Origin of the sequence: Allomuricauda sp. MMSF_3307, assembly GCF_030733585.1 — a bacterium.
In the GTDB taxonomy this organism is placed as follows: Bacteria; Bacteroidota; Bacteroidia; order Flavobacteriales; family Flavobacteriaceae; genus Flagellimonas.
The window spans coordinates 305,742-327,123 of record NZ_JASHIQ010000003.1; the positions used below are offsets into that span (position 1 = coordinate 305,742).

At 43.2% G+C, this 21,382-nt stretch carries 19 protein-coding genes; 16 read left to right on the forward strand and 3 right to left on the reverse strand.

Annotated elements, in window-relative coordinates; genetic code table 11:
* The first annotated feature begins 1 nt into the window (after position 1).
* The 4 genes from metF to RBB12_RS09700 all read left to right on the forward strand — a co-directional run bounded on the left by metF (position 2) and on the right by RBB12_RS09700 (position 4,038).
* The gene (metF, locus tag RBB12_RS09685; protein ID WP_306013611.1) at positions 2–955 is read left to right on the forward strand and encodes a methylenetetrahydrofolate reductase [NAD(P)H]; all 954 of its coding nucleotides are present in this window, start codon (positions 2–4) and stop codon (positions 953–955) included.
* Between the two features lie 19 nt (positions 956–974).
* Positions 975–2,075 (forward strand): acyloxyacyl hydrolase, encoded by a 1,101-nt coding sequence (locus RBB12_RS09690; protein WP_306013610.1) that lies wholly within the window; start codon positions 975–977, stop codon positions 2,073–2,075.
* Positions 2,072–2,875 carry a head GIN domain-containing protein gene (locus RBB12_RS09695; RefSeq protein WP_306013609.1) on the forward strand — a complete coding sequence of 268 codons (804 nt, stop codon included), beginning with the start codon at positions 2,072–2,074 and terminating at the stop codon, positions 2,873–2,875. The genes RBB12_RS09690 and RBB12_RS09695 overlap by 4 nt, the downstream gene beginning before the upstream one ends.
* A 116-nt stretch (positions 2,876–2,991) precedes the next feature.
* Positions 2,992–4,038, forward strand: coding sequence for a serine hydrolase (locus RBB12_RS09700; protein WP_306013608.1), 1,047 nt, complete (start codon positions 2,992–2,994; stop codon positions 4,036–4,038).
* Here the strand turns inward: RBB12_RS09700 and RBB12_RS09705 are convergent.
* Positions 4,035–5,486, reverse strand: a complete 1,452-nt coding sequence (locus RBB12_RS09705; protein ID WP_306013606.1) for a pyridoxal phosphate-dependent decarboxylase family protein — start codon at positions 5,484–5,486, stop codon at positions 4,035–4,037. The genes RBB12_RS09700 and RBB12_RS09705 overlap by 4 nt on opposite strands.
* A 96-nt stretch (positions 5,487–5,582) precedes the next feature.
* Positions 5,583–6,476 (reverse strand): gliding motility-associated ABC transporter ATP-binding subunit GldA, encoded by an 894-nt coding sequence (gene gldA, locus RBB12_RS09710; protein ID WP_179385245.1) that lies wholly within the window; start codon positions 6,474–6,476, stop codon positions 5,583–5,585.
* 470 nt (positions 6,477–6,946) lie between these two features.
* Between gldA and RBB12_RS09715 the strand changes: the two genes are divergently transcribed.
* The 5 genes from RBB12_RS09715 (at position 6,947) to RBB12_RS09735 (ending at position 11,679) form a co-directional block, all read left to right on the forward strand.
* Complete coding sequence (locus tag RBB12_RS09715) at positions 6,947–7,774, forward strand: prephenate dehydratase (protein WP_306013605.1); 828 nt, start codon at positions 6,947–6,949, stop codon at positions 7,772–7,774.
* On the forward strand, positions 7,774–8,916 hold the full coding sequence (locus RBB12_RS09720; RefSeq protein WP_306013604.1) for a pyridoxal phosphate-dependent aminotransferase: 1,143 nt from the start codon (positions 7,774–7,776) through the stop codon (positions 8,914–8,916). Before RBB12_RS09715 ends, RBB12_RS09720 begins: the two co-directional genes overlap by 1 nt.
* Positions 8,917–8,919: 3 nt before the next feature.
* A complete protein-coding gene (locus tag RBB12_RS09725) occupies positions 8,920–9,780 on the forward strand; it encodes a prephenate dehydrogenase (RefSeq protein WP_306013603.1) in 861 nt (286 codons plus the stop codon).
* An 8-nt stretch (positions 9,781–9,788) separates the two neighbouring features.
* The gene (locus tag RBB12_RS09730) at positions 9,789–10,871 is read left to right on the forward strand and encodes a bifunctional 3-deoxy-7-phosphoheptulonate synthase/chorismate mutase type II (protein WP_179385241.1); all 1,083 of its coding nucleotides are present in this window, start codon (positions 9,789–9,791) and stop codon (positions 10,869–10,871) included.
* 133 nt (positions 10,872–11,004) lie between these two features.
* The gene (locus RBB12_RS09735) at positions 11,005–11,679 is read left to right on the forward strand and encodes a head GIN domain-containing protein (protein WP_306013602.1); all 675 of its coding nucleotides are present in this window, start codon (positions 11,005–11,007) and stop codon (positions 11,677–11,679) included.
* A gap of 73 nt (positions 11,680–11,752) precedes the next feature.
* Here the strand turns inward: RBB12_RS09735 and RBB12_RS09740 are convergent, their stop codons facing one another.
* Positions 11,753–12,193: a hypothetical protein gene (locus RBB12_RS09740; protein ID WP_179385239.1), complete on the reverse strand. Its 441-nt coding sequence runs from the start codon at positions 12,191–12,193 to the stop codon at positions 11,753–11,755.
* 95 nt (positions 12,194–12,288) lie between these two features.
* On the opposite strand from RBB12_RS09740, the gene rsgA reads away from it, so the two are divergent.
* The 7 genes from rsgA to aroA all read left to right on the forward strand — a co-directional run bounded on the left by rsgA (position 12,289) and on the right by aroA (position 21,314).
* Positions 12,289–13,221 carry a ribosome small subunit-dependent GTPase A gene (rsgA, locus tag RBB12_RS09745; RefSeq protein ID WP_306013601.1) on the forward strand — a complete coding sequence of 311 codons (933 nt, stop codon included), beginning with the start codon at positions 12,289–12,291 and terminating at the stop codon, positions 13,219–13,221.
* An 8-nt stretch (positions 13,222–13,229) separates the two neighbouring features.
* A complete protein-coding gene (dtd, locus tag RBB12_RS09750; RefSeq protein ID WP_306013600.1) occupies positions 13,230–13,682 on the forward strand; it encodes a D-aminoacyl-tRNA deacylase in 453 nt (150 codons plus the stop codon).
* Positions 13,683–13,763: 81 nt separating this feature from the next.
* Positions 13,764–15,665, forward strand: coding sequence for a DUF3857 domain-containing transglutaminase family protein (locus tag RBB12_RS09755; protein WP_306013599.1), 1,902 nt, complete (start codon positions 13,764–13,766; stop codon positions 15,663–15,665).
* Positions 15,662–17,674 carry a DUF3857 domain-containing protein gene (locus RBB12_RS09760; protein WP_306013598.1) on the forward strand — a complete coding sequence of 671 codons (2,013 nt, stop codon included), beginning with the start codon at positions 15,662–15,664 and terminating at the stop codon, positions 17,672–17,674. Before RBB12_RS09755 ends, RBB12_RS09760 begins: the two co-directional genes overlap by 4 nt.
* A 7-nt stretch (positions 17,675–17,681) precedes the next feature.
* Positions 17,682–19,643 carry a DUF3857 domain-containing protein gene (locus tag RBB12_RS09765; protein WP_306013597.1) on the forward strand — a complete coding sequence of 654 codons (1,962 nt, stop codon included), beginning with the start codon at positions 17,682–17,684 and terminating at the stop codon, positions 19,641–19,643.
* Positions 19,644–19,688: 45 nt separating this feature from the next.
* A complete protein-coding gene (locus RBB12_RS09770; RefSeq protein WP_306013596.1) occupies positions 19,689–20,015 on the forward strand; it encodes a nucleotide pyrophosphohydrolase in 327 nt (108 codons plus the stop codon).
* Positions 20,016–20,084: 69 nt separating this feature from the next.
* Positions 20,085–21,314, forward strand: coding sequence for a 3-phosphoshikimate 1-carboxyvinyltransferase (gene aroA / locus RBB12_RS09775; RefSeq protein ID WP_306013595.1), 1,230 nt, complete (start codon positions 20,085–20,087; stop codon positions 21,312–21,314).
* Positions 21,315–21,382: the final 68 nt, after the last annotated feature.

The window sequence follows — 21,382 nt, forward strand, 5'->3', positions numbered from 1 at the left end:
GATGAAGATTACCGACCACATAAAAAAGGCGAACGGCGAAACCCTTTTCAGTTTTGAAATTGTGCCGCCCGTAAAAGGAAAGAGCATTCAGGAACTGTACAACAACATCGACCCTTTGATGGAGTTCAAACCTCCGTTCATTGATGTGACGACCTCTCGCGAAGAATACATCTATAAGGAAAAAGATGGTCTGTTGGACAAAAAACTGATTCGTACCCGTCCCGGGACCTTGGGCATTTGTGCTTCATTAAAGCACAAGTACGATGTGGATACCGTTCCCCACGTGCTGTGTGGTGGATTTACCAAAGAGGAGACGGAGTATTTGCTGGTGGACTGCCAATATCTGGAGATTGAAAACGTGATGGCCTTGCGCGGAGATGCCCGAAAGGAAGAAAAGTATTTTACTCCCACCAAAGGCGGACATCAATATGCGACAGAGTTGGTTGCACAAATTCAGAACATCAATAAAGGAAATTATCTGCACGAAACTTTTGAGTCAAGCGAGTTGACCAGTTTTTGCATTGGTGTGGCAGGATACCCTGAAAAACACATGGAAGCCCCATCGCTTCAATCTGATCTTAAACGTTTAAAGGAGAAGGTGGATTTGGGAGCGGATTATGTGGTAACCCAGATGTTTTTCGATAATAAAAAATTCTTTGCTTTCGTAGAAGCGGCCCGAGAAATGGGAATAGACGTGCCCATTATTCCGGGTATCAAACCGATTGCCGTAAAAAAACACCTTCATTTATTGCCTCAAGTGTTTCGGGTGGATATTCCGCAAGAACTCATTGATGCCGTGGAGGCCTGCAAGGACAACAAGGAAGTCCGTAAAGTGGGTGTAGAATGGGCCATTCAACAATCCAAGGAACTTCGGGATGCAGGAGTGCCCGTGTTGCATTACTACTCCATGGGTAAATCGGATAATATCATGGACATAGCTCGGGAACTTTTTTAATTTCCTACTTTAGCGTCCCATGAAGCACCTACTGTACTTGGTTTTTCTGTTGTTTTTTTGCTTTGGATTTGCCCAAGACGGTGACATTCCCAAGAAGTATACCTTGGATATCAGCCAATTTTATGGTTCCATTCTTCTACACAATCCGGATATTTCCCATTTGATTACCAATCACCCTGGCGGGGTTATTATCGGTTTCAACAGGAAACGATTCGGTCACGAAGATTGGGAAGCCGATTTGGGATATCCCGATACCGGTTTTTCTTTTGTTTATCAGGATATGAACAATCCAACCCTGGGTAAGCATTTTGGATTGTATGCGCATTATAATTTTTATTTCTTCAAACGGAATTTACAGTTTAGGGTCGCGCAGGGTATCTCGTATAACACCAATCCGTACGACAGGACTGAAAATTTCAGGAACAATGCCTACGGTACCCATTTGTTGAGTTCCACCATGTTGATGTTCAACTATCATAAGGAGAACATTTTAGCTGGACTGGGCTTTAAGGCTGGGATTTCCCTGTTACATTACTCCAATGCCAATTTTAAGGCACCCAACACCTCCACCAATACGATGGCTTTCAATTTTGGGCTCACGTATAATCTGAACCAAGCCGTAGAGCTGGACTATTTGGAACCTGAACCCAAGGAAAGAATCAAAGAGCCCATCCGATATAATTTGGTGCTTCGTGGCGGGGTCAATGAGAGCGATGTCATCAACATGGGGCAATATGGCTTTGCCATAGTTTCGGCCTATGCCGATAAACGATTGGGTAATCGCAGTGCCATTCAACTGGGAACCGATATCTTCTTTTCAAATTTTTTAAAGGAATTGATAAGATATCAATCCATTTCTTTTCCCGAACTTGAGGTAGCCCCCGATACGGATTATAAAAGGGTAGGGGTTTTTGTTGGTCATGAACTGTTCGTGAACAAATTGAGCGTAGTGGCACAATTGGGGTATTATGTATATTATCCCTTCGATTTTGAAGGTAGGGTATATAATCGGATAGGGTTGAAACGGTATTTTGGGGATAGGGTTTTTGGCGCCGTGACCCTAAAATCGCATGGGGCGAAGGCAGAGGCCATTGAATTTGGAATAGGAATACGATTATGAAAAGGGTACAGTACGAAATACAAAATACGAAGTGTCCCCTTGAGGGGACTTTAGGGGTGTTTTTGATACTGTTCACCTTTCTGTTAATCTCTTGCAACGGTGACAATGTTCCCGACTGCTTCCAAAACGCCGGTGATTTGGTGCGCCGACCCATCGAAGTGTCGGATTTTAGCAAGATTACCGTTTTTGAAAACCTCAATTTGGTCGTTAAACAGGGTGAAGCATATAGCGTTGAAGTGGAAACAGGGGAATATTTGCTCAACGAGGTTTCTGCTGTGGTAGAGGACGACCGTCTCATTCTACGGAACGAAAATGGCTGCAATTTTGTACGGGACTATGGGCTGACCACAATTTATGTGACTGCTCCCAACCTCACCGACATACGCAGCAGCACCGGACTTTTAATTTCAAGCGATGGGGTGTTGAATTACCCCAATCTCAATCTGGTGGCCGAAAGTTTTAATAATCCCGAAGCAGACACTACGGATGGTTCTTTTGATATGCACCTTAGTGCTACCAACGTGAGGATTGTGGTAAACGGCATTGCTTATTTTAAACTTCGTGGGGAATCGGAAAATTTTACTGTTAGTGTAGCAGCTGGAGACTCAAGAATTGAAGCTGAAAATCTAGTTTCAGAAAATGTAAATGTCAATCACCGAGGTTCCAATGATGTTTTTGTGAATCCGCAGCAACGCTTATCGGGCGTTATTCGGGGAACGGGCAATGTAATCAGTGTCAATACCCCGCCAGAAGTGGATGTGGAAGAAATTTTCAATGGTCGATTGATTTTTCAGGATTGACATTCATCTTCAAAAACAATCATTTTTCTCTTTATTTTCGATGTTCAAACTGACTCTTGGGAAATTTCTTTTCACATATTAAAAATCTCTTTACACCTCTTCCAAAGGTCAAATCTTTGAACGGACTTGTTGGATGGCAAAAGGCAGATGCGCTATTCCACAATTTGGTCGCTGAAAAAAAAGTGCCTGGTTTGGCAGTGTCCATCTTGGAAGATGGGCAAACCATTCTCGAAAAAGGATATGGCTTCGCCAATTTGGAAAAACGAAAAAAGGTACATCCCAAACGTACGGTTTTCCGCATCGCAAGTATTTCTAAGTGTATTACCTCGCTCGCACTGGGTAAAATGGTGGAAGATGGTGTGTTGGATCTGGATGAATCCTTTTATACTTACGTGCCTTACTTTCCAAAAAAAAAGTATGATTTCACACTTCGCCAATTGGCCAGCCACACCGCTGGTATTCGAGGCTATCGGGGAAAGGAATATGCATTGAATCAAGATTTTTCCATTAAAGAAGGGATTGAAATCTTTAAAAACGACCCACTTTTTTTTGAACCCGGTACCAGTTATCTGTACAATAGTTTTGATTTTGTATTGTTGTCCTTGGCCATGCAAGAAGCTAGTGGAATTCCATTTGATCAGTATGTAGATGAGCATATTTTGATGCCTTTGGGCTTGAAAAATACGTTTCCACCACCAGAAAATGTCAGTTTGAGCACCCAAAAGCGGTCCGGGCAGACAGCTGAGAACATAGCGCAATTCTACACTAAAAGAGGATTAGGTTTTTCAAGGGCAGTTGAGGTAAATAACACCTACAAACTGGCAGGCGGTGGCTATTTGTCCACCTGCGAGGATGTGTGCAAATTGGGACAGGCTATCATGGAACAAAAGTTGCTCCAAGAAGCGACCTATGAACAATTGTTGACTTCAACGATCATTGACGGTAAACCGACCTATTATGGATTGGGATTTCAAGTGAGCCAAGATGCCAAAGGAAGGCCCTTTGTGGGTCATGTGGGCAATAGCGTTGGCGCATACACCAATCTTTTTGTGTATCCGAAGCACAAAAAAGTAATTGCTATTTTGATGAATTGTACCGACCCCAAGGTGCAGCCAATTTTGGATGAAGCAATCAACGCTCTTTTTGAGCATCCAACCGTTTAGACCTTGCTAGCTAGCTGCTCCTCAATTTCAAGAGCATAGGTTTTGCACAAATCAAAAGTATCGGTAATGTCTTTCATGGTAGTTCGCGGGTTGATGAGGCACATTCGCAATACCACTTGGCCATTCAAAATGGTAGTGACGAGCATGGCCTTGCGTGACTCCATCACTTTTCCGGAAATGTATTGGTTGATACTGTCCAACTCCTTCTCCGAGTACGTTTTGTTGATGGGGTTGTACCTAAAATTGATGACAGCCAAGGTGGCCGGGTACACCACTTCCCAACTTTTGCTGCCGCGAAGCATGGTTTCCACTTCTTCGGCCAAATCGATGTTGTAGGTAATGGCATCTCGGAACTCCTTCAAACCAAAGGTTTTTAAGGACATATAAAACTTTAAGGCCCTAAATCTTCGGGTCAGTTGGATACCATGATCGTAAAAATTGATCTCCGAGGTATTGCCTTCGATGTCCCTTAAATATTCTGGCTTTTCGGTAAAGGTATGGCTCAGGTTTTTATGGTTTCGGACCAAGAGGCACCCCATTTCGTACGGTTGAAAGAACCATTTATGTGGATCTACGGTTAAGGAGTCGGCTTTTTCGATACCTTTCATAGCTTGCTTGCCCTTTTGGGATAAGATCGCCGCTCCTCCGTAAGCACCATCAATATGGTACCAGATATCCTCTTTCTTGCAAATTTTTCCCAATTCTACCAAGGGGTCAACAGTTCCGGTATTGGTGGTTCCTGCAGTTGCTATCAAACAGAATGGTTGAAGACCCTCCAGCCTATCTTTGGCAATACAGTTTTTCAGTTTGTTCACGGAAAACTTGAGTTCGTTGTCGGTAGGGATGATTCTAATCTGTTCCTTTTTGAAGCCAAGTGCACGAATGGCTTTGATATTGGAAGAATGTGCCTGATCGGAAAGGTAGATGACGGCTTTTGAAAAGTCATCCCCACATTTGATCCTGCGAGCCGTGACCACTGCGGTGAGGTTGGCCATGGAGCCTCCACTGGTAAAAATACCCCCGCCCTTTTTCTTGGGAAAACCAAAAATCTTCAACAGCCATTGAATGGTAACAATCTCCAGCTCTGCTGCTGCCGGGCTGGCTGCCCATCCTCCAGAAAAAATATTGTAGCCTGTTGCCAAGGCATCCGCCATCACACTGATATAATTACTGGGACCGGGAACAAAGGAAAATGATTTAGGGTGGGCCATATTCGCACTATTGGTCATCACCTTTTCCAAAACAAAGTGCAGTACCTGCGATGGGTCGGTACCCTCTTCGGGAGCCTCCTCCAAAAACAAAGAGTCCATTTCTTCGCGGGAGCCGGAAGCTACGGGCATTTTCTCTGCTTGTGTGGCATAGTGTTCCACAATGGCATCAACAACCTCATACCCGTATTTTTGCATTTCCTCTTTTGAAAGTTCCAATCTGGCGCTGTTCTTCTTCATATGTCCAATATCTTCTGGACTGCAAAAGTACCATATTTGGAACGGTTTTCCATCTGATTTGGAGGTCTTCTGCCCACAAATCGGATAACGGGAAAACTAAGAAGTAAGTTCGGTGAAAAGGCTTTCGAGGTTTTTGTTTTTTCTGCTGAGTTGGAGTGTCTTTAATTTATTGTCGTGTGCAAAATCAAAAACAGCAGGCCGCATGTCCTTGGAAGTGCCAAAAGTGATTTCGTAGATAAAACCACCGGTATTTTTTACTTTGGAAACATCGGGTAGTTGTTGCAGTAACTGTTCCTCCACCCGATAGTCAAATTCCACTTCGATGATTTGTTCTTCTGCCTCGCGAAGTTCCTCGAGCTTTTTATCGGCCACCAATTGCCCTTTGTTAATGATGATCACACGGTCGCAAACGGCCTCTACCTCCTTCATGATATGTGTGGAAAGTAAAATGGTCTTTTCCTTTCCTATCTCGCGAATCAATTTTCGGATTTCGATCAATTGGTTGGGGTCAAGCCCTGTGGTGGGCTCATCCAAAATAAGGACTTCGGGATTGTGCAGCAAGGCCGCCGCAAGCCCAACCCGTTGACGGTATCCTTTGGATAACTGACCTATTTTTTTATGCGCTTCTGGGGTTAACCCGGTTTGTTCGATTACCTCTTGGATTTTGGATTTATCCACCTGATATACATCTGCATTAAAGGCCAAATATTCCTTCACGTACATTTCAAGATAGAGTGGGTTGTGTTCTGGAAGGTACCCGATACTTTGTTGAACGGATTTTTCATCGTTCAACACATCAAATCCGTTTACGGCCGCCTCCCCTTGGTCTGCCTTGTAGTAGGTGGTCAAAATCCGCATCATGGTAGATTTCCCGGCACCGTTAGGGCCTAGAAAACCAACAACTTCCCCTTTGTTGATGCTAAAAGAGACATTGTCCAATGCCTTTTGTGTACCAAAGGTTTTTGTAATGTTCTGAACAGTGATGGACATTCCGTTGAATTCTTTGATTTCAAAAATACACTTTTAGTCATTGTAAACCTTACATTTCAAAAACCAGAAAATGAGACGACGCTTTTATGGAAATTAATGGAAGCATCAGTATTCGTAAAAAAGTATCATTTCTATAAAATAATGTGCAGCGAAAATGTCTTTTTTGAAAAAAATCAAAAAAAATTTGGGAATCTCTGGGTCTTTCCAATTGAATACCTAAATTAGCCGACAATTAACAACAAGATGACAAACACGTATTTCTGGAACCGTTTTTATTTTTACTTCTTTTTTGAGAGGGAAGCGGGACTGTTATAGATACGTTTAAAGTATAACCACTATATAAAGTCCCGATGCATCGGGACTTTTTTTTTTGAATGAAATCCAAGTTGGTAATAGCCAATTTGATGATTGAATTCATCCCGAACTGCTGCCAGCAGGCAAGGTGTTTCGGGATCTAACAAACAAAAAGTATGTCTTTAAAAGTCGCCATACAAGGAATCAAAGGATCGAACCATCATCAAGTGGCCATCGATTTTTTTGGAGAAGGAATTGAACTATTGGAATGCAATTCCTTTGATGCGGTAATCGACAGTTTGTTGGTAGGTGCGGCTGATAAGGGCATTATGGCCATTGAGAATTCCATAGCGGGGTCCATCATTCCCAATTACAATTTAGTGTACCATAATAATATCCACGTAATCGGGGAGCATTATTTGAACATCCATCACAACCTTATGGTGATGAAGGGAAAAACCTTTGATGACATTCAAGAGGTACATTCCCATCCGATGGCTTTATTGCAGTGCAAGGAATTTTTCAAGGCCCATCCGCAGATCAAACTGGTAGAAAGTGTGGATACCGCGGAGACGGCAAAGCGGATTCAAGAGGAAGGATTAACGCATATTGCTGCGATAGCCCCTAAAATGGCTGCCGACCTCTATGGTTTGGAAATTATTGCAGACAACATCCAGACGATTGTCAACAACTCCACAAGATTCATCATCCTAAAAAAGCAGAACAAAGTACTCCCGGAGGAGGAAATCAATAAAGCATCCCTTCGGTTTATCACCGATCACAAAAGAGGGAGTTTAGCCACCGTGTTGAACGTGATGAGCGATTGCAACATGAACCTGACCAAAATCCAGTCGTTGCCCGTGATCGAGACTCCTTGGAAATACGCCTTTTTTGTGGATGTCACTTTTGATGAATACGAGCACTTTGCCAAAACCAAATCCTTAATGCAGATCATGGCAGAGGATTTCAAGGTATTGGGAGAATATAAAAATGCATTGTTGTAATGGTAACAGCTGATCGGTTAAATAGTGTAAAGGAATACTACTTCTCTACCAAATTGAGAGAGGTTAGGGGATTGATGGCCCAAGGGAAGCCCATCATCAATATGGGGATAGGCAGTCCGGATTTGGCACCATCTCCTCAGGTATTGGAAACGCTTCGGAATTCCATTATCGATGCAGGTGCGCACCAGTACCAAAGCTATCAGGGTTTGCCACAATTGAGGAAGGCCATTGCCGATTTTTATCAGCAAAAGTTCGATGTAGCAGTGGAGCCAGATTCTGAAGTTTTGCCATTGATGGGGTCTAAAGAGGGCATCATGCATATCAGCATGGCTTTTTTGAACGAAGGTGATGAGGTGTTGCTTCCCAACCCTGGGTATCCTACCTATGCATCCGTGACCAATTTAGTGGGGGGTGTGCCGGTCACCTACGACCTTAAGGAGGAAAATGGCTGGTTTCCCGATTTGGCCGAACTGGCTAAAAAGGACCTCTCCAAAGTAAAATTGATGTGGATCAGCTATCCGCATATGCCAACGGGCGCCACCGCCACCATGGAACAATTGGAATCTTTGGTGGATTTTGCCAAAAGGAACAGCATCCTATTGGTGAACGACAATCCGTACAGCTTTGTGCTATCCAATAATCCAACCAGTATATTGTCCATTGAGGGAGCAAAGGAACATACCTTGGAACTCAATAGTTTGAGCAAGACCTTCAACATGGCCGGATGGCGTGTGGGGATGGTGCTGGGCAGTGCAGCCCATATCACAGCAATTTTGAAAGTAAAGAGCAATATGGATTCGGGGATGTTCTATGGCATTCAAATGGGGGCGATTGCTGCTTTGCAAAGTGGCCCTGAATGGTTCGAGGCCTTGGATAGGGTGTATTCCACAAGACGCGAACTGATGTTTGAATTGGCGGATACCTTAGGATGTACTTACGATAAAAATGCAGTGGGAATGTTTGTTTGGTGCAAGCTGCCGAAAGGGGCTTTGCCATCTGAGGAATTTATAGACCAGGTCTTATACGACAAGGACATATTTATTGCGCCAGGGACCATTTTTGGTAGCAATGGTGAGGGCTACATCAGGTTTTCGCTATGTGTGAAAGAAGAAAAGATCAAAGAAGCCATTGCAAGATTTTAAGATATGAGAGTAGTCATTATAGGAGTTGGATTGATTGGCGGTTCTTTTGCAAAGGATGTAAAAAAACTACATCCCGAAGCGGAAATTATTGGTGTGGACACAAGTGATGCCCATCTCGATGAGGCCTTACAACTTGGGATAATCGATAAAAAAGGAACCTACGATTCACTGGCTACGGCAGATTTGGTCTACGTGAGCATTCCTGTAAACGTATTGGTCAACGAATTGCCCAAGATATTGGATGCTGCAGGCGATGAAACCGTGGTAATGGACGCTGGCTCCACCAAACGTTTAATCTGTGAGCAGGTCGCCGAGCACCCAAAGCGAAGGAACTTTATGGCCTGTCACCCTATCGCTGGAACGGAGTTTTCAGGTCCCACAGCAGCTTTGGAGGGGTTGTACGCTGGCAAAACAATGATTATTTGCGAGGTGGAGAAAACAGCCTTCAAGCTTCAAGAAAAGGCATTGGCCATTTTTCAGGATATCGGAATGCGGATACGGTATATGAATCCCGAAGCGCACGATAAACATATCGCCTACGTCTCCCATTTATCACACATTAGCTCTTTTATGTTGGGAAAGACAGTTATTGAGAAGGAGAAAAATGAGCGTGATATTTTTGACATGGCGGGAAGTGGTTTTGAGAGCACCGTTCGCTTGGCGAAAAGTTCACCCGATATGTGGACCCCCATTTTTGAACAGAACAAGGACAATGTGGTGGAAACTTTGGAGGAGTACATTCAGAACCTTACGGCTTTCAAACAACTGATTTTGGACAACGATTTTGAGCATGTCCATCAAGAAATGAGCAATACCAATAGAATAAAACAAATATTAAAAGGAATACCACTTACAAAAAAATAGGACGTATTATGGAAAACAAAAAGGAAATGAGGAAATGGTTGGATGACATGAACTTGGGTCATCCCTTGGTAGTAGCGGGACCGTGCAGTGCGGAAACCGAAGACCAAGTATTAAAAATAGCACACGAGCTAAAGGATACCGATGTGAGCTATTACCGTGCCGGAATCTGGAAACCAAGAACGCGTCCAGGAAACTTTGAGGGAGTTGGGGCCATTGGTTTGAAGTGGTTGCAGAAGGTAAAGGAAGAAACTGGGCTGAAAACTGCTACGGAGGTTGCCAATAGGGCGCACGTGGACTTGGCTTTGGAGCACGACGTGGATTTGCTCTGGATCGGGGCACGTTCCACCGTAAGCCCGTTCATTGTCCAAGAAATAGCGGATGCGTTGGAAGGGACTGATAAAGTTGTTTTGGTTAAGAATCCCGTTAACCCGGACCTCTCGCTTTGGCTGGGAGCTGTGGAACGGTTGTCCTCCGCCAATATTGAAAAGTTGGGTGTGATCCACAGAGGATTCTCTACCTACGAAAAGACCAAATACCGGAATATTCCAGAATGGCAATTGGCCATCGAATTGCAGACCAAATTCCCTGATTTGCCCATCATTAACGACCCAAGCCATATTACCGGAAAACGCGACATGGTCTTTGATGTATCGCAAACCGCATTGGATCTCAATTTTGATGGATTGATGATAGAGACGCATTACGACCCGGACAATGCCTGGAGCGATGCTGCACAACAGGTTACCCCTAAAACATTGGTGCAAATCATGAAAGACCTTAGAATTCGAAAGGAAACCGATGAAGAAGCGGAATACAATAACAGTTTGAGTAACCTTAGGGCACAAATCGATGTGCTGGACAACCAATTGATCGATCTTTTGGGCAAACGAATGAAGGTTGCCGATGGTATTGGCGAATTGAAAAAACAACGAAACGTAGCCGTACTTCAAAGCAACCGTTGGAACGCTATTCTGGGCAACATGATCTTGGAAGGCGAGCAGCGAGGTTTGAGCGAAGAGTTTGTTTTGAAAATGTTCAAGGCGATTCACCAAGAATCCATCAACCACCAAGAAAAAATCATCAACGCCTAGGCGGATTTTTCATCAGGTTGATTGCAAAGACTGTTTGTGGTCCCGATAAATTCGGGTTTGCAAACAGTTTTTTTGTTTCAAACTGTAACAAAACAAGAGAAAGCACATCTCTTAAGCGTAAAAACACTTTATCATGAAAAAATTATATACACTAAGTCTTCTTTTATTGCCCTTGGTCATGTTTTCGCAACGAATCATTGATACCGAGGTAGGTGAATTCAACAAAATCAAGGTTTTTGATTTGATCGAGGTCAATTTGATCCAATCCAATGAGAACAAAATTATGATCAAAGGATGGAATGTCGATGACATTAAATGGACCAACAAAAATGGAACTTTGAAGCTGCGCATGCAGTTGGACAAAAAGTTTCAGGGGGAGGACACCATGATTGAAGTCTATTACACAAATTTGGATGTCATCGACGGCAACGAAGGTGCCCAGATTACCTGTAACGAGATGGTTCAGAAAAGCAAAATTGAATTGCGTGCCCAAGAAGGTGCCACCATCCGTATTGGAATGGATGTGGATTATGCCGACATACGTGCTGTGACAGGCGGTATCGTGAAAGCTTCAGGTTTGGCCAAAAACCAAACCGTTGTCATAAACACCGGCGGTATTTTTGAAGGTAGGGAACTACGCACCAGTACCACAGATGTAAAGATTTCCGCAGGTGGCGAGGCCGATGTATTTGCTTCTGAGCTGGTGGATGTCAATGTTAGGGCAGGCGGCGATGTACATGTTTACGGAAATCCGCAAACGGTGAACAAAAGAACCTTTGTGGGCGGAAGGGTCTACATTAAGAATTAATAAAACTTGTTGTCTACAAAAAAAAGCCCTCCAAGTTTTGGAGGGCTTTTTGGTTTTACATCGGTCGGTAAGGTTATTTTCTAAAAATATATCGGGTAATGAAAATTCCTTGTCCATCCCCTTTTCCGCCTTCACTCTCCACACCACTTACCACAAAGGCCAGTTCCCACCCGTTGGAAATCATATCGTTGATCATGGAAGTGATCACGGCATCGTTGGCTGCGATATTCTGGAATCGGATACCACCGAGGTTATAGAAGTTCAAAAGTTTGGTCTCCTCAAAATTCTTCACACGGATTTCACTTCGGTCAGACTTGTTTCGTGTGTTGTCGTCTTCCGTTTGTACAGTGGTGAATTCCTTGTAATCTTTCTCTTCCAAAGCGTTGATGATTCTAGATCTTCCCAAACCATTGGGGACGATGGATTCAACACTGGTAATGACCCGGTACTGCTGTGCACTCATGGTAAAACTTGCTGCAAACATGACCACAGCAGCCAAAATGATTTTTTTCATAATAGATTAAGTTAATGATTGTTAAAACTATTGATAAAGATATATAACGAAGAAGATGGAATATTGTTTCTTTGTAATCAAAATATAAACAAAAAGTGAACGGAACTGTTTATAAATCAACGGGAAGCTGGTACACCGTAAAATCCTCGGAGGGAGTATTTTATGAGTGCCGAATCAAAGGAAAGTTCCGTACCCAAGGTATTAAAAGCACCAATCCCGTTGCTGTGGGGGATATGGTCGAGTTTGAGTTGGAAACGATTGGCGATGAAACTGTTGGGATAATTTCAGCTATCGAAGATCGAAAAAACTATATTGTCCGTAAATCTGTGAAGCTTTCCAAGCAGACCCACATTATTGCCGCCAACTTGGACCAGGTATTTTTATTGGTCACTTTGAACAATCCACCAACCTTTACCAGTTTTATCGATCGCTTTTTGGTGACTGCCGAGGCTTACGACATTCCCGTGGTGCTGCTATTTAACAAGATGGACGTTTACTCCGAGGAGGAACGGTTCGAAGTTGACTGGTTAATGAACCTATATACCAAAATAGGGTACGCATGCCTTCAAATTGAAGCCAAACAGGGCTCGAATGTAGATAAAGTAAGGGAACTGATGCTTGGCAAAACCAGCATGTTCGCTGGGCACTCGGGGGTAGGCAAGTCAACCTTGGTCAATGCCTTGGAACCTGGACTGCAACTCAAGACCGCGGAGATTTCCGAGCAACATATGCAGGGACAGCACACCACCACTTTTGCCGAGATGTACGACCTTTCTTTTGATGCCCGTATCATTGACACGCCCGGTATCAAAGGTTTTGGCATTGTGGATATGGAGAAAGAAGAAATTGGAGACTATTTTCCCGAGTTTTTTGCATTAAAATCCGAATGTAAGTTCAATAATTGTCTCCATTTGGACGAACCTAAATGTGCCATTAAGGAAGCTTTGGAGCGCGATGAAATAGCCGCTAGCCGTTACCGAAGCTATGTTCAGATGATAACTGGGGAAGAAGATCAAACATATAGGTAGGGAATATTATGAGAGCTGTATTGCAAAGAGTATCCAAAGCAAGTGTTACCGTAGATGGTCAGGTCGTTTCCTCCATCGGGGACGGTCTCTTGGTACTATTGGGGATTGAGGATGCTGATGGCCAAGAAGATGTGGAATGGTTGGCCAATAAGATGGTGAATCTGCGCATCTTCAATGATGAAAATAATGTGATGAACCGATCGGTGGTGGATATTGACGGAGAAATTATCGTGGTGAGCCAATTTACCCTGCATGCCCAGACCAAAAAGGGAAACAGACCTTCCTATATCAAAGCGGCAAAACCTGAGGTTGCGATTCCCATGTATGAAGGATTTGTAACGGTTTTGGAGCAAAAGCTGGGAAAGAAGGTGGGTACAGGTATTTTTGGGGCCGACATGAAAGTGGAACTTCTGAATGATGGTCCGGTGACCATACTAATTGACACAAAAAATAAAGAATAAGTGCTTTTTATCGAAAAAAAGCTCGTTATTGTAGGAAATTAACCACTTTAGCGTTGTCCTAAAAAAGATTTCCTACAACCAATGCGATTTTATTTTCTATTCCTCTCAACCTTACTTTTTCAGTATTCATTTTCCCAAGATTACAGTCTAACATCCATCCCCAAAGAACTATTGGATAATGCCGATGCCGTAGTTCGTTTGGATAAAATGGACGTAGTTGTCGAAGCTCTGGACAAGATGACCATAACCAGCAAGCGTGTCGTCACCGTTCTTAACGAAAATGGGGATGAGCATGTACATGCTTTTGCCTTCTATGAAAAAAATGACAAGGTTTCCAACTTGGAGGCCATTGTTTATAATGCGAGTGGTGAGGAAATCAAAAAAATAAAGAAAAGGGATTTTTTGGACCAAAGTGCCATTAGTGGGGGAACGCTCTATTCCGATTCAAGGGTTTTGGTCATGCGCTATACCCCTTCTCAATATCCTTATACCATCGAATTTAGTAAAGTCTATACAACTCCTAACACCGCTTTTGCCCCGAATTGGTCCTTTTTGGATGATTATCGGGTGGGTACCGAGAGAAGTGAGTTTTCCTTTACCGTGGAGAACGGCATACCCTTCAGACATAAGGAAGTGAATTTTGGTGACTACGGGATTGCTGCGAAAGAAATGAACAATGGCATTTCGTACGAGGCTAAAAACTTGGTGCCCATGGAGCGGGAACCATTATCCCCATCGTTTCGCAATCTTGTACCCCAAGTAAAAATAGCTATGAACGAGTTTCATTTGGAGGGAGTCAATGGTAGGGCCACCACCTGGCAGGAGTTGGGCAAGTGGATGAACGATGAGTTGTTGGCGGGCAGGGATGAGTTGTCCGAAGCCACGATTACTCATGTAAAAAACTTGGTAAAAGACATATCCGATCCTTTGGAGAAGACTAGGATCGTGTACGATTATGTACAGGAAAATACCAGATACATCAGTGTCCAGCTCGGGATAGGCGGCTGGATGCCCATCAGTGCATCAGATGTAGACCGCGTAAAGTATGGAGACTGCAAGGGGCTTACCAATTATACCAAGGCACTGCTGAAGGCTGTAGGGGTCGAGTCCTATTATACAGTCGTGCATGCGGGAAGACAGATCAGACATTTGGACAAGGATTTTCCTTCTATTCAAGGGAACCATGTTTTTTTAAACGTACCCTTGGAGAACGAAGAAATTTGGTTGGAGTGTACCAGCCAAACCACTCCCGTAAACCATTTAGGGACGTTTACCGATAATAGAAATGTACTAAAAATAACCCCACAGGGTGGAGAATTGGTGCGGACCAAAAGAAATCCAGATGAAGAAAATTATCAACTTACCAAGGCAGATGTTCAAGTGGGAAACCAACGGAATGTAACCGGACATGTACAAATATATTCAAGGGGATCCCAGTACGACCAAAAATATTGGCGAACCACAAACACACGATCGGAGCAGGAGGAATTTTACAAATCATACTGGAGCTACGTTCAAGATTTGCAGCTTGGAGAGGTAGCCTATCAAAATAATGAAGATAAGATCGAATTTCTGGAAACGGTTGATTTTAAGGCCGACAATTACCTTTCCAGTGCGGGTGACAAACTCTTGTTCGCACCCAACATTTCCAACAGAAATTTGGGGGTTCCCGATAGAGTGAGAAACAGAAAAATGCCACTGATCATTTCTAGGGGATATTTGGATGAGGATGAGTTTACCATCCGTTTGCCCGAAGGCTATGTTGTGGAAACCTTGATACTTCCCATAGAAGAAGATACCAAGTTTGGTTCCTATGCCGTATCTGTTGAGCCAAAGGAACCTGGGGTCCTTGTCTATAAAAGGCGACTGCTCATCAAATCAGGAGAGTATCCAAAGGAAGATTATAAACTATATCGGGATTTTAGAAAGAAGGTCGCCGGATATGACAACGCAAAAATCGTTTTAAGTAAAAAGAAGTCATGAAATTAAGATTGTTTTTTCTGCTTTTGCTAGCTCAGCAAGCAGTGGTAAGTGCCAAAGAAGTAAAATTTGGAAAAGTGTCCGAAGAGGAGGTATCAGCAACACAACATGCCCTCTATCCAGAGGCCAATGCGGCAATATTGCACAAAAATGAATGGGTACGTTACAATTATCAGTATGAAACAGGCTGGAGCCTTGTGAGAGAGGTGCATTACCGGATTAAAATCTACAACAAGGAGGGGTTTGATTGGGCCACCCTTCAAGTTCCACTGTATGCAGGAGGTACCAATAAGGAGGATATTTCCAGCATAAAAGGGTTTACCTATAATATGGTGAATGGAAAAGTTGTGGACACCAAATTGAAGAATGACGGTGTTTTTATTGAAGAAGTAAACGAATACAGGAACAAGGCCTCCATCACTATGCCAGAAGTTAAGGAAGGTAGTGTGTTGGACATTGAGTATAAAATTGTATCTCCCATGTACTGGAGTATCGATGAGTTCAAATTTCAATATGATATTCCCGTGGACGATGTAGAAATACGATTGGAGATTCCGGAGTATTTTTACTTTAAGCAATATAGCAGGGGATTTCATGCCATCAAGTTTGATCAATCCAATGAAAATAGAACGATTAATGTTTCCTATAGAAGCTCTGATCAAACGGGCAGCCTAGGGAGAACCACACGAACAAGTGGGACCCTAAACTTTTTAGAAAACATCTATACCATGAAAGCTTCCGGTATTCCTGCACTGCTGGAGGAAAAATATACCAGCAATATCAACAATTTTAGAACATCGATAAAATTTGAACTGGCTTCTACCCGTTTTCCCAACCAACCATTTAAAAACTACAGTTTAACCTGGGAGGATGTGGCCAAATCCATTTACGACTACGACAGTTTTGGAGATGAGCTGAACAGGAAAAACTATTTTGATGATGATGTGGACCAAGTTCTAAATGGGCTTTCATCCGATTCAGAGAAGGCAATGGCCCTATTCCAGTTTGTAAAGAACAAAATGAACTGGGATAATTTTGTAGGTGTGGGCTGCAGCAGCCAAGGCATTCGTAAAGCTTATAAAGAAGGCAAGGGCAATGTGGCCGAGATCAATCTGATGCTTATAGCCATGCTTCGGTATGCCGGATTGCAAGCAGATCCTGTCTTGGTAAGTACAAGGTCACATGGTATCCCTTTACTGCCTACCAGCGATGGCTTCAATTATGTAGTGGCAGGGCTCCAGCTCGATAATGGCTTTGTACTTTTGGATGCGACCGAAAAAAATGCATTTCCCGATGTGCTGCCCATGCGTGCGCTGAACTGGTTTGGCAGACTGATCAAAGAAGACGGTACTTCTGTTCAAGTAGACCTTACCCCAAAAACAAAATCACTCGATGCTGTTATGATGAGCGTTGACCTAAACGATGATGGTTCCATTCATGGTAGGTACCGTCAGCAGTATACCGCAAACAATGCCTTTATTTTCAGGAACAATTTTGGGGAAGGATCCGAGGATTCATATTTGGATGAGTTGGAAAAGCGGTATGGCGACCTGGAAATTTCGGATTTTGAACTCCAAAATCAAGACGACTTGTCCAAACCTGTCGTCCAAACGTTCAGCTATAGCAAAGAATCAGCCTATGAGGAAATAGCAGGGAAACTATACCTATCACCTCTTTTTTATCTCACTACCAGTGAAAACCCCTTCAAAACAGAAAAGAGGGAGTTCCCTATCGATTACGGATATCCTTGGACGGATAAATACTTGATTACCATCAATATTCCCGAAGGATATGCCGTAGAGTCAATCCCGGAACCCATTGCGGTTGCCCTTCCCGAAAACATGGGACAGTTTACGTACATCATATCTGCCGAAAACAACATCATCAACGCCCGTGTCGAAACTGAACTTAACACCCATGTGATTCCAGCCAGTTATTATCCAGATTTAAAGGAGTTTTACGGTCATATCGTGAAAAAGGAAGCTGAAAAAGTAATCCTTACCAAACTGTAGCACACCTATGAAAAAAATAGGGATTCTCTTGCTGCTTCTGCAGCATATGGTTTTGCAGGGACAGCAATTGGAATTTGGGGAACTGACCATTTTCGAATCTGCATTCAAGACCTATGAAAAGGACACGACCGCCCATGCAGTGTATCTTTTTGAAAAAGGAGACAATTTCTTTGAAGTTAGGCGAGGGTATGTCTGGTTGATAAAAAAGTATCATGCCAAAATCAAGATATTGGACAAAAAGGGGTTTTCGGAGGCAGATATCCGTATTCCCTACTACCATTCCGATACGGGTACTGAAGAGGTAAACGATATTAGAGCCATAACCCATACAGATGGCTTAAAGCACATTGTGATGGACAATAATATATTTGATGCCGAAGTCAACGAACATTGGTCGGAGAAAAGATTTACCTTTTCCAATGTGCAGGAAGGATCTATTTTGGAATTTACTTATGAAGTTCAGTCCCCATTTTTTTATAACTTAAATGGATGGGATTTCCAAGATGACATTCCCAAGGTTTACACGGAGTATAATGCTAAGATCCCTGGAAACTACAGTTATAACCGATCTTTATTTGGAAACCTGCCCTTAACGGTAAATGAAGCAACAATAAAAGAGAATTGCTTTAGTATTCCCAACGTCAATAAACAAGCGGACTGCGAGGTGCTCAAGTACGTTATGGAAGATGTGCCTGCTTTTAAAAGTGACGAGGAATATATGCTTGCCGCTTCTAATTATCAATCTCGTTTGGAGTTTGAGCTATCCGAATACCTGAGCTTTCGGGGCGTTAAAGAGCGGTATACCAAATCTTGGAAAGATGTTGATAAGGAATTTAGATCAGATCGTGATATCGGGGGGCAACTTAGAAAAAAGAATTATTTTGAACGAAACGTACCAATAGACATTATCACTGGTGCGGAGGAAGAGTCGGAAAAGGCAATCAATCTTTACAACTTTGTGAAATCCCATTATTCCTGGAACGGAAAGTTTGGAATCTTTCGGGACAATAATGTGAAAAAAGCATTTGACGAGGGTGTTGGCAACGTAGCGGAAATCAACATTACTTTGATCAATCTGCTCAATGCTGCAGGAATGGATGCCGATTTGATGTTGCTCTCCACAAGGGCTCACGGGCTTCCAAAAAGAAGCCATCCAGTAATGTCGGATTTTAATTATGTAATTGCGAAACTCGATATTAACGGAACCACATATCTTTTGGATGCCACGGAAAAACAGCTTCCCTTCGGAATGCTTCCCTACCGTTGCCTAAACTATTATGGAAGGGTTATGGACCTCGATGGGGAAAGTTATTGGTACGACATCGAATCACCCAAAGGGAATAGCAAGGAAGTGATGCTCCAGCTTGACCTAAATTTAGAAGAGGGCACTGCGCGAGGAACTTTCGATGAGATGTCCCGAGGATATGAAGCCTACTTCAAAAGAATCCATTTATCAAGTATTACCAATCAGCAATATTTGGATGAGGTGGAAAAGAATACCAATGGTGACTTTTACATAGATCAATATGAGCTGGATGCCGAGAAATCCAATGACAATTTGTTAATGGAACATTTTAGCTTCGAGTTGGAAAACTTGGATACTTCTTCCAGCATTTATTTTAACCCGTTTTTGATTCGCTTTTTCCAAAGTAACCCTTTCAAAAGCTCAGAGAGGAACTACCCTGTCGATTTTGGGTACCTTCGCAATTACAAGTACATGGCCAACATTACTATCCCAAAAGGTTATCGGGTGAAGAGCCTTCCAGAAAACAACAACTTGGTACTTCCGGGAGGGAGCGGAGTGCTTAGGTTCAACTGTTCTACATCCGAGAACAATGTCATCATTTTCTTTAACCTTCAATTGCGTTCAACACAATACAAAAGTGAGGGCTATTTATTTATAAAAGAGTTGTTTGAACAGGCTGTGACCAGCATCAACCAAAGTTATTTGGTGTTTGAAAAGGTCTAAAAGAGTATTGTTAGTACCTTAGTGCAGATTTTAAATTCCTCTGAGGTGAACATAGAAAATGCACAAAAAGCGGTTGATGAATGGATCAAAAATCACGGGGTCCGATACTTTAACGAACTGACCAATATGGCCCAGCTCACCGAAGAGGTGGGAGAGGTGGCACGAATAATCGCCAGACGCTACGGCGAACAAAGCGAAAAGGAATCCGACAAGGCCAAAGATTTAGGGGAAGAACTCGCCGATGTGGTCTTTGTGGTGCTTTGTTTGGCCAATCAAACGGGCATCGACCTGCAAAAGGCTTTTGATAAAAAGTTGGACCTAAAGACCAAACGTGACCACGACCGTCATCAAAAAAACAAAAAGCTCAAATAAAGTTGGCCCGCTGACAGGACATTAGGCCTGTTTTTTCTAGTTTTGACCATTCATGCAAACCCAAACGAATTGAAACTCCAACTTTCAGCACCCGACCACAAAAAAATCCAAAAGTCCATTGCTATTACCGGCTCCAAGAGTGAAACCAACCGCTCCTTGTTGTTGCAGGCACTGTTTCCCAATATCAAAATTGAGAACCTTTCCAATTCGGATGATGGAGAAGTCATGCAGAAAGGATTGGGCAAATCCGAGGGTACAGTGGATATTCACCATGCAGGAACAGCCATGCGTTTTTTAACCGCCTATTTTGCTTCGCAAGAAGGCAAGCACGTAACCTTAACGGGTTCAGAACGTATGCAGGAACGACCTATCAAAGTTTTGGTCGAAGCATTACGTTCCTTGGGTGCGGATATCGAATACCTAAAAGAGGAAGGCTACCCTCCCTTGAACATCAAAGGGAAAACATTGGAAAAAAGTACAGTTTCACTACCGGCCAATATCAGTAGCCAATACATTTCAGCCTTGTTGCTGATTGCCCCGAGCCTGAAAAACGGACTAGCCTTGGAACTTGTAGGCAAGATCACATCGGTACCCTATATCAAAATGACCCTGGCCCTTTTGGAACAAATTGGGGTTGAAACGACTTTTGAAGGAAACAAAATCACCGTGGCACCCCAAAAAGCTGTTTCCGATACCATCTTGGTGGTGGAATCCGACTGGAGTTCCGCCAGTTATTTTTACAGCATAGCGGCCCTCTGCGAAGCAGGTTCGGAGATTCAACTGGCTTCTTACAAAAAGAATTCCCTGCAAGGGGATAGCATTTTGGCCGCAATCTATACCAGTTTCGGAGTCGAGACCTCTTTTTCCAACAACTCCATTGTGCTGAGAAAAACCACAGCTCCCATTGTAGATCATTTGGAGTATGACCTGTCCAATGCCCCGGATATTGCACAGACCATTGCAGTGACCTGTTTGGGTTTGGGCATAGGTTGTCATTTGACTGGATTGCACACCCTGCCCATAAAGGAAACGGACCGATTGGCCGCATTGCAGACCGAATTGGGTAAGTTTGGGGCCAAAGTGGAAATTGATGCCGAGAGCTTGACCCTTCACCCGCAAAAGCACTTAAAACCAGAAGTTTCGGTCGATACCTATAACGATCATCGAATGGCGATGGCCTTTGGACCACTGGCCCTCAAGGCTGATTTTACCGTGAACGATGCCGAAGTGGTTTCCAAATCCTATCCCGATTTTTGGAGCGACCTAAAGGCGCTTGGATTCCTGGTCCAAGAATTGTAATCCACATTTAATCATCAAATTACTTGACATCCGCTATGGGTAGGTTGTATATTTGCCCCTCTTTTAAA

Excerpts from the sequence above, each read along its gene's own strand:
- metF (WP_306013611.1), top strand. The coding sequence starts at position 2 with ATGAAGATTACCGACCACATAAAAAAGGCGAACGGCGAAACCCTTTTC.
- RBB12_RS09690 (WP_306013610.1), top strand. The coding sequence starts at position 975 with ATGAAGCACCTACTGTACTTGGTTTTTCTGTTGTTTTTTTGCTTTGGA.
- RBB12_RS09695 (WP_306013609.1), top strand. The coding sequence starts at position 2,072 with ATGAAAAGGGTACAGTACGAAATACAAAATACGAAGTGTCCCCTTGAG.
- RBB12_RS09705 (WP_306013606.1), bottom strand. The coding sequence starts at position 5,486 with ATGAAGAAGAACAGCGCCAGATTGGAACTTTCAAAAGAGGAAATGCAA.
- gldA (WP_179385245.1), bottom strand. The coding sequence starts at position 6,476 with ATGTCCATCACTGTTCAGAACATTACAAAAACCTTTGGTACACAAAAG.
- RBB12_RS09715 (WP_306013605.1), top strand. The coding sequence starts at position 6,947 with ATGTCTTTAAAAGTCGCCATACAAGGAATCAAAGGATCGAACCATCAT.
- RBB12_RS09720 (WP_306013604.1), top strand. The coding sequence starts at position 7,774 with ATGGTAACAGCTGATCGGTTAAATAGTGTAAAGGAATACTACTTCTCT.
- RBB12_RS09725 (WP_306013603.1), top strand. The coding sequence starts at position 8,920 with ATGAGAGTAGTCATTATAGGAGTTGGATTGATTGGCGGTTCTTTTGCA.
- RBB12_RS09730 (WP_179385241.1), top strand. The coding sequence starts at position 9,789 with ATGGAAAACAAAAAGGAAATGAGGAAATGGTTGGATGACATGAACTTG.
- RBB12_RS09735 (WP_306013602.1), top strand. The coding sequence starts at position 11,005 with ATGAAAAAATTATATACACTAAGTCTTCTTTTATTGCCCTTGGTCATG.
- RBB12_RS09740 (WP_179385239.1), bottom strand. The coding sequence starts at position 12,193 with ATGAAAAAAATCATTTTGGCTGCTGTGGTCATGTTTGCAGCAAGTTTT.
- dtd (WP_306013600.1), top strand. The coding sequence starts at position 13,230 with ATGAGAGCTGTATTGCAAAGAGTATCCAAAGCAAGTGTTACCGTAGAT.
- RBB12_RS09755 (WP_306013599.1), top strand. The coding sequence starts at position 13,764 with ATGCGATTTTATTTTCTATTCCTCTCAACCTTACTTTTTCAGTATTCA.
- RBB12_RS09760 (WP_306013598.1), top strand. The coding sequence starts at position 15,662 with ATGAAATTAAGATTGTTTTTTCTGCTTTTGCTAGCTCAGCAAGCAGTG.
- RBB12_RS09765 (WP_306013597.1), top strand. The coding sequence starts at position 17,682 with ATGAAAAAAATAGGGATTCTCTTGCTGCTTCTGCAGCATATGGTTTTG.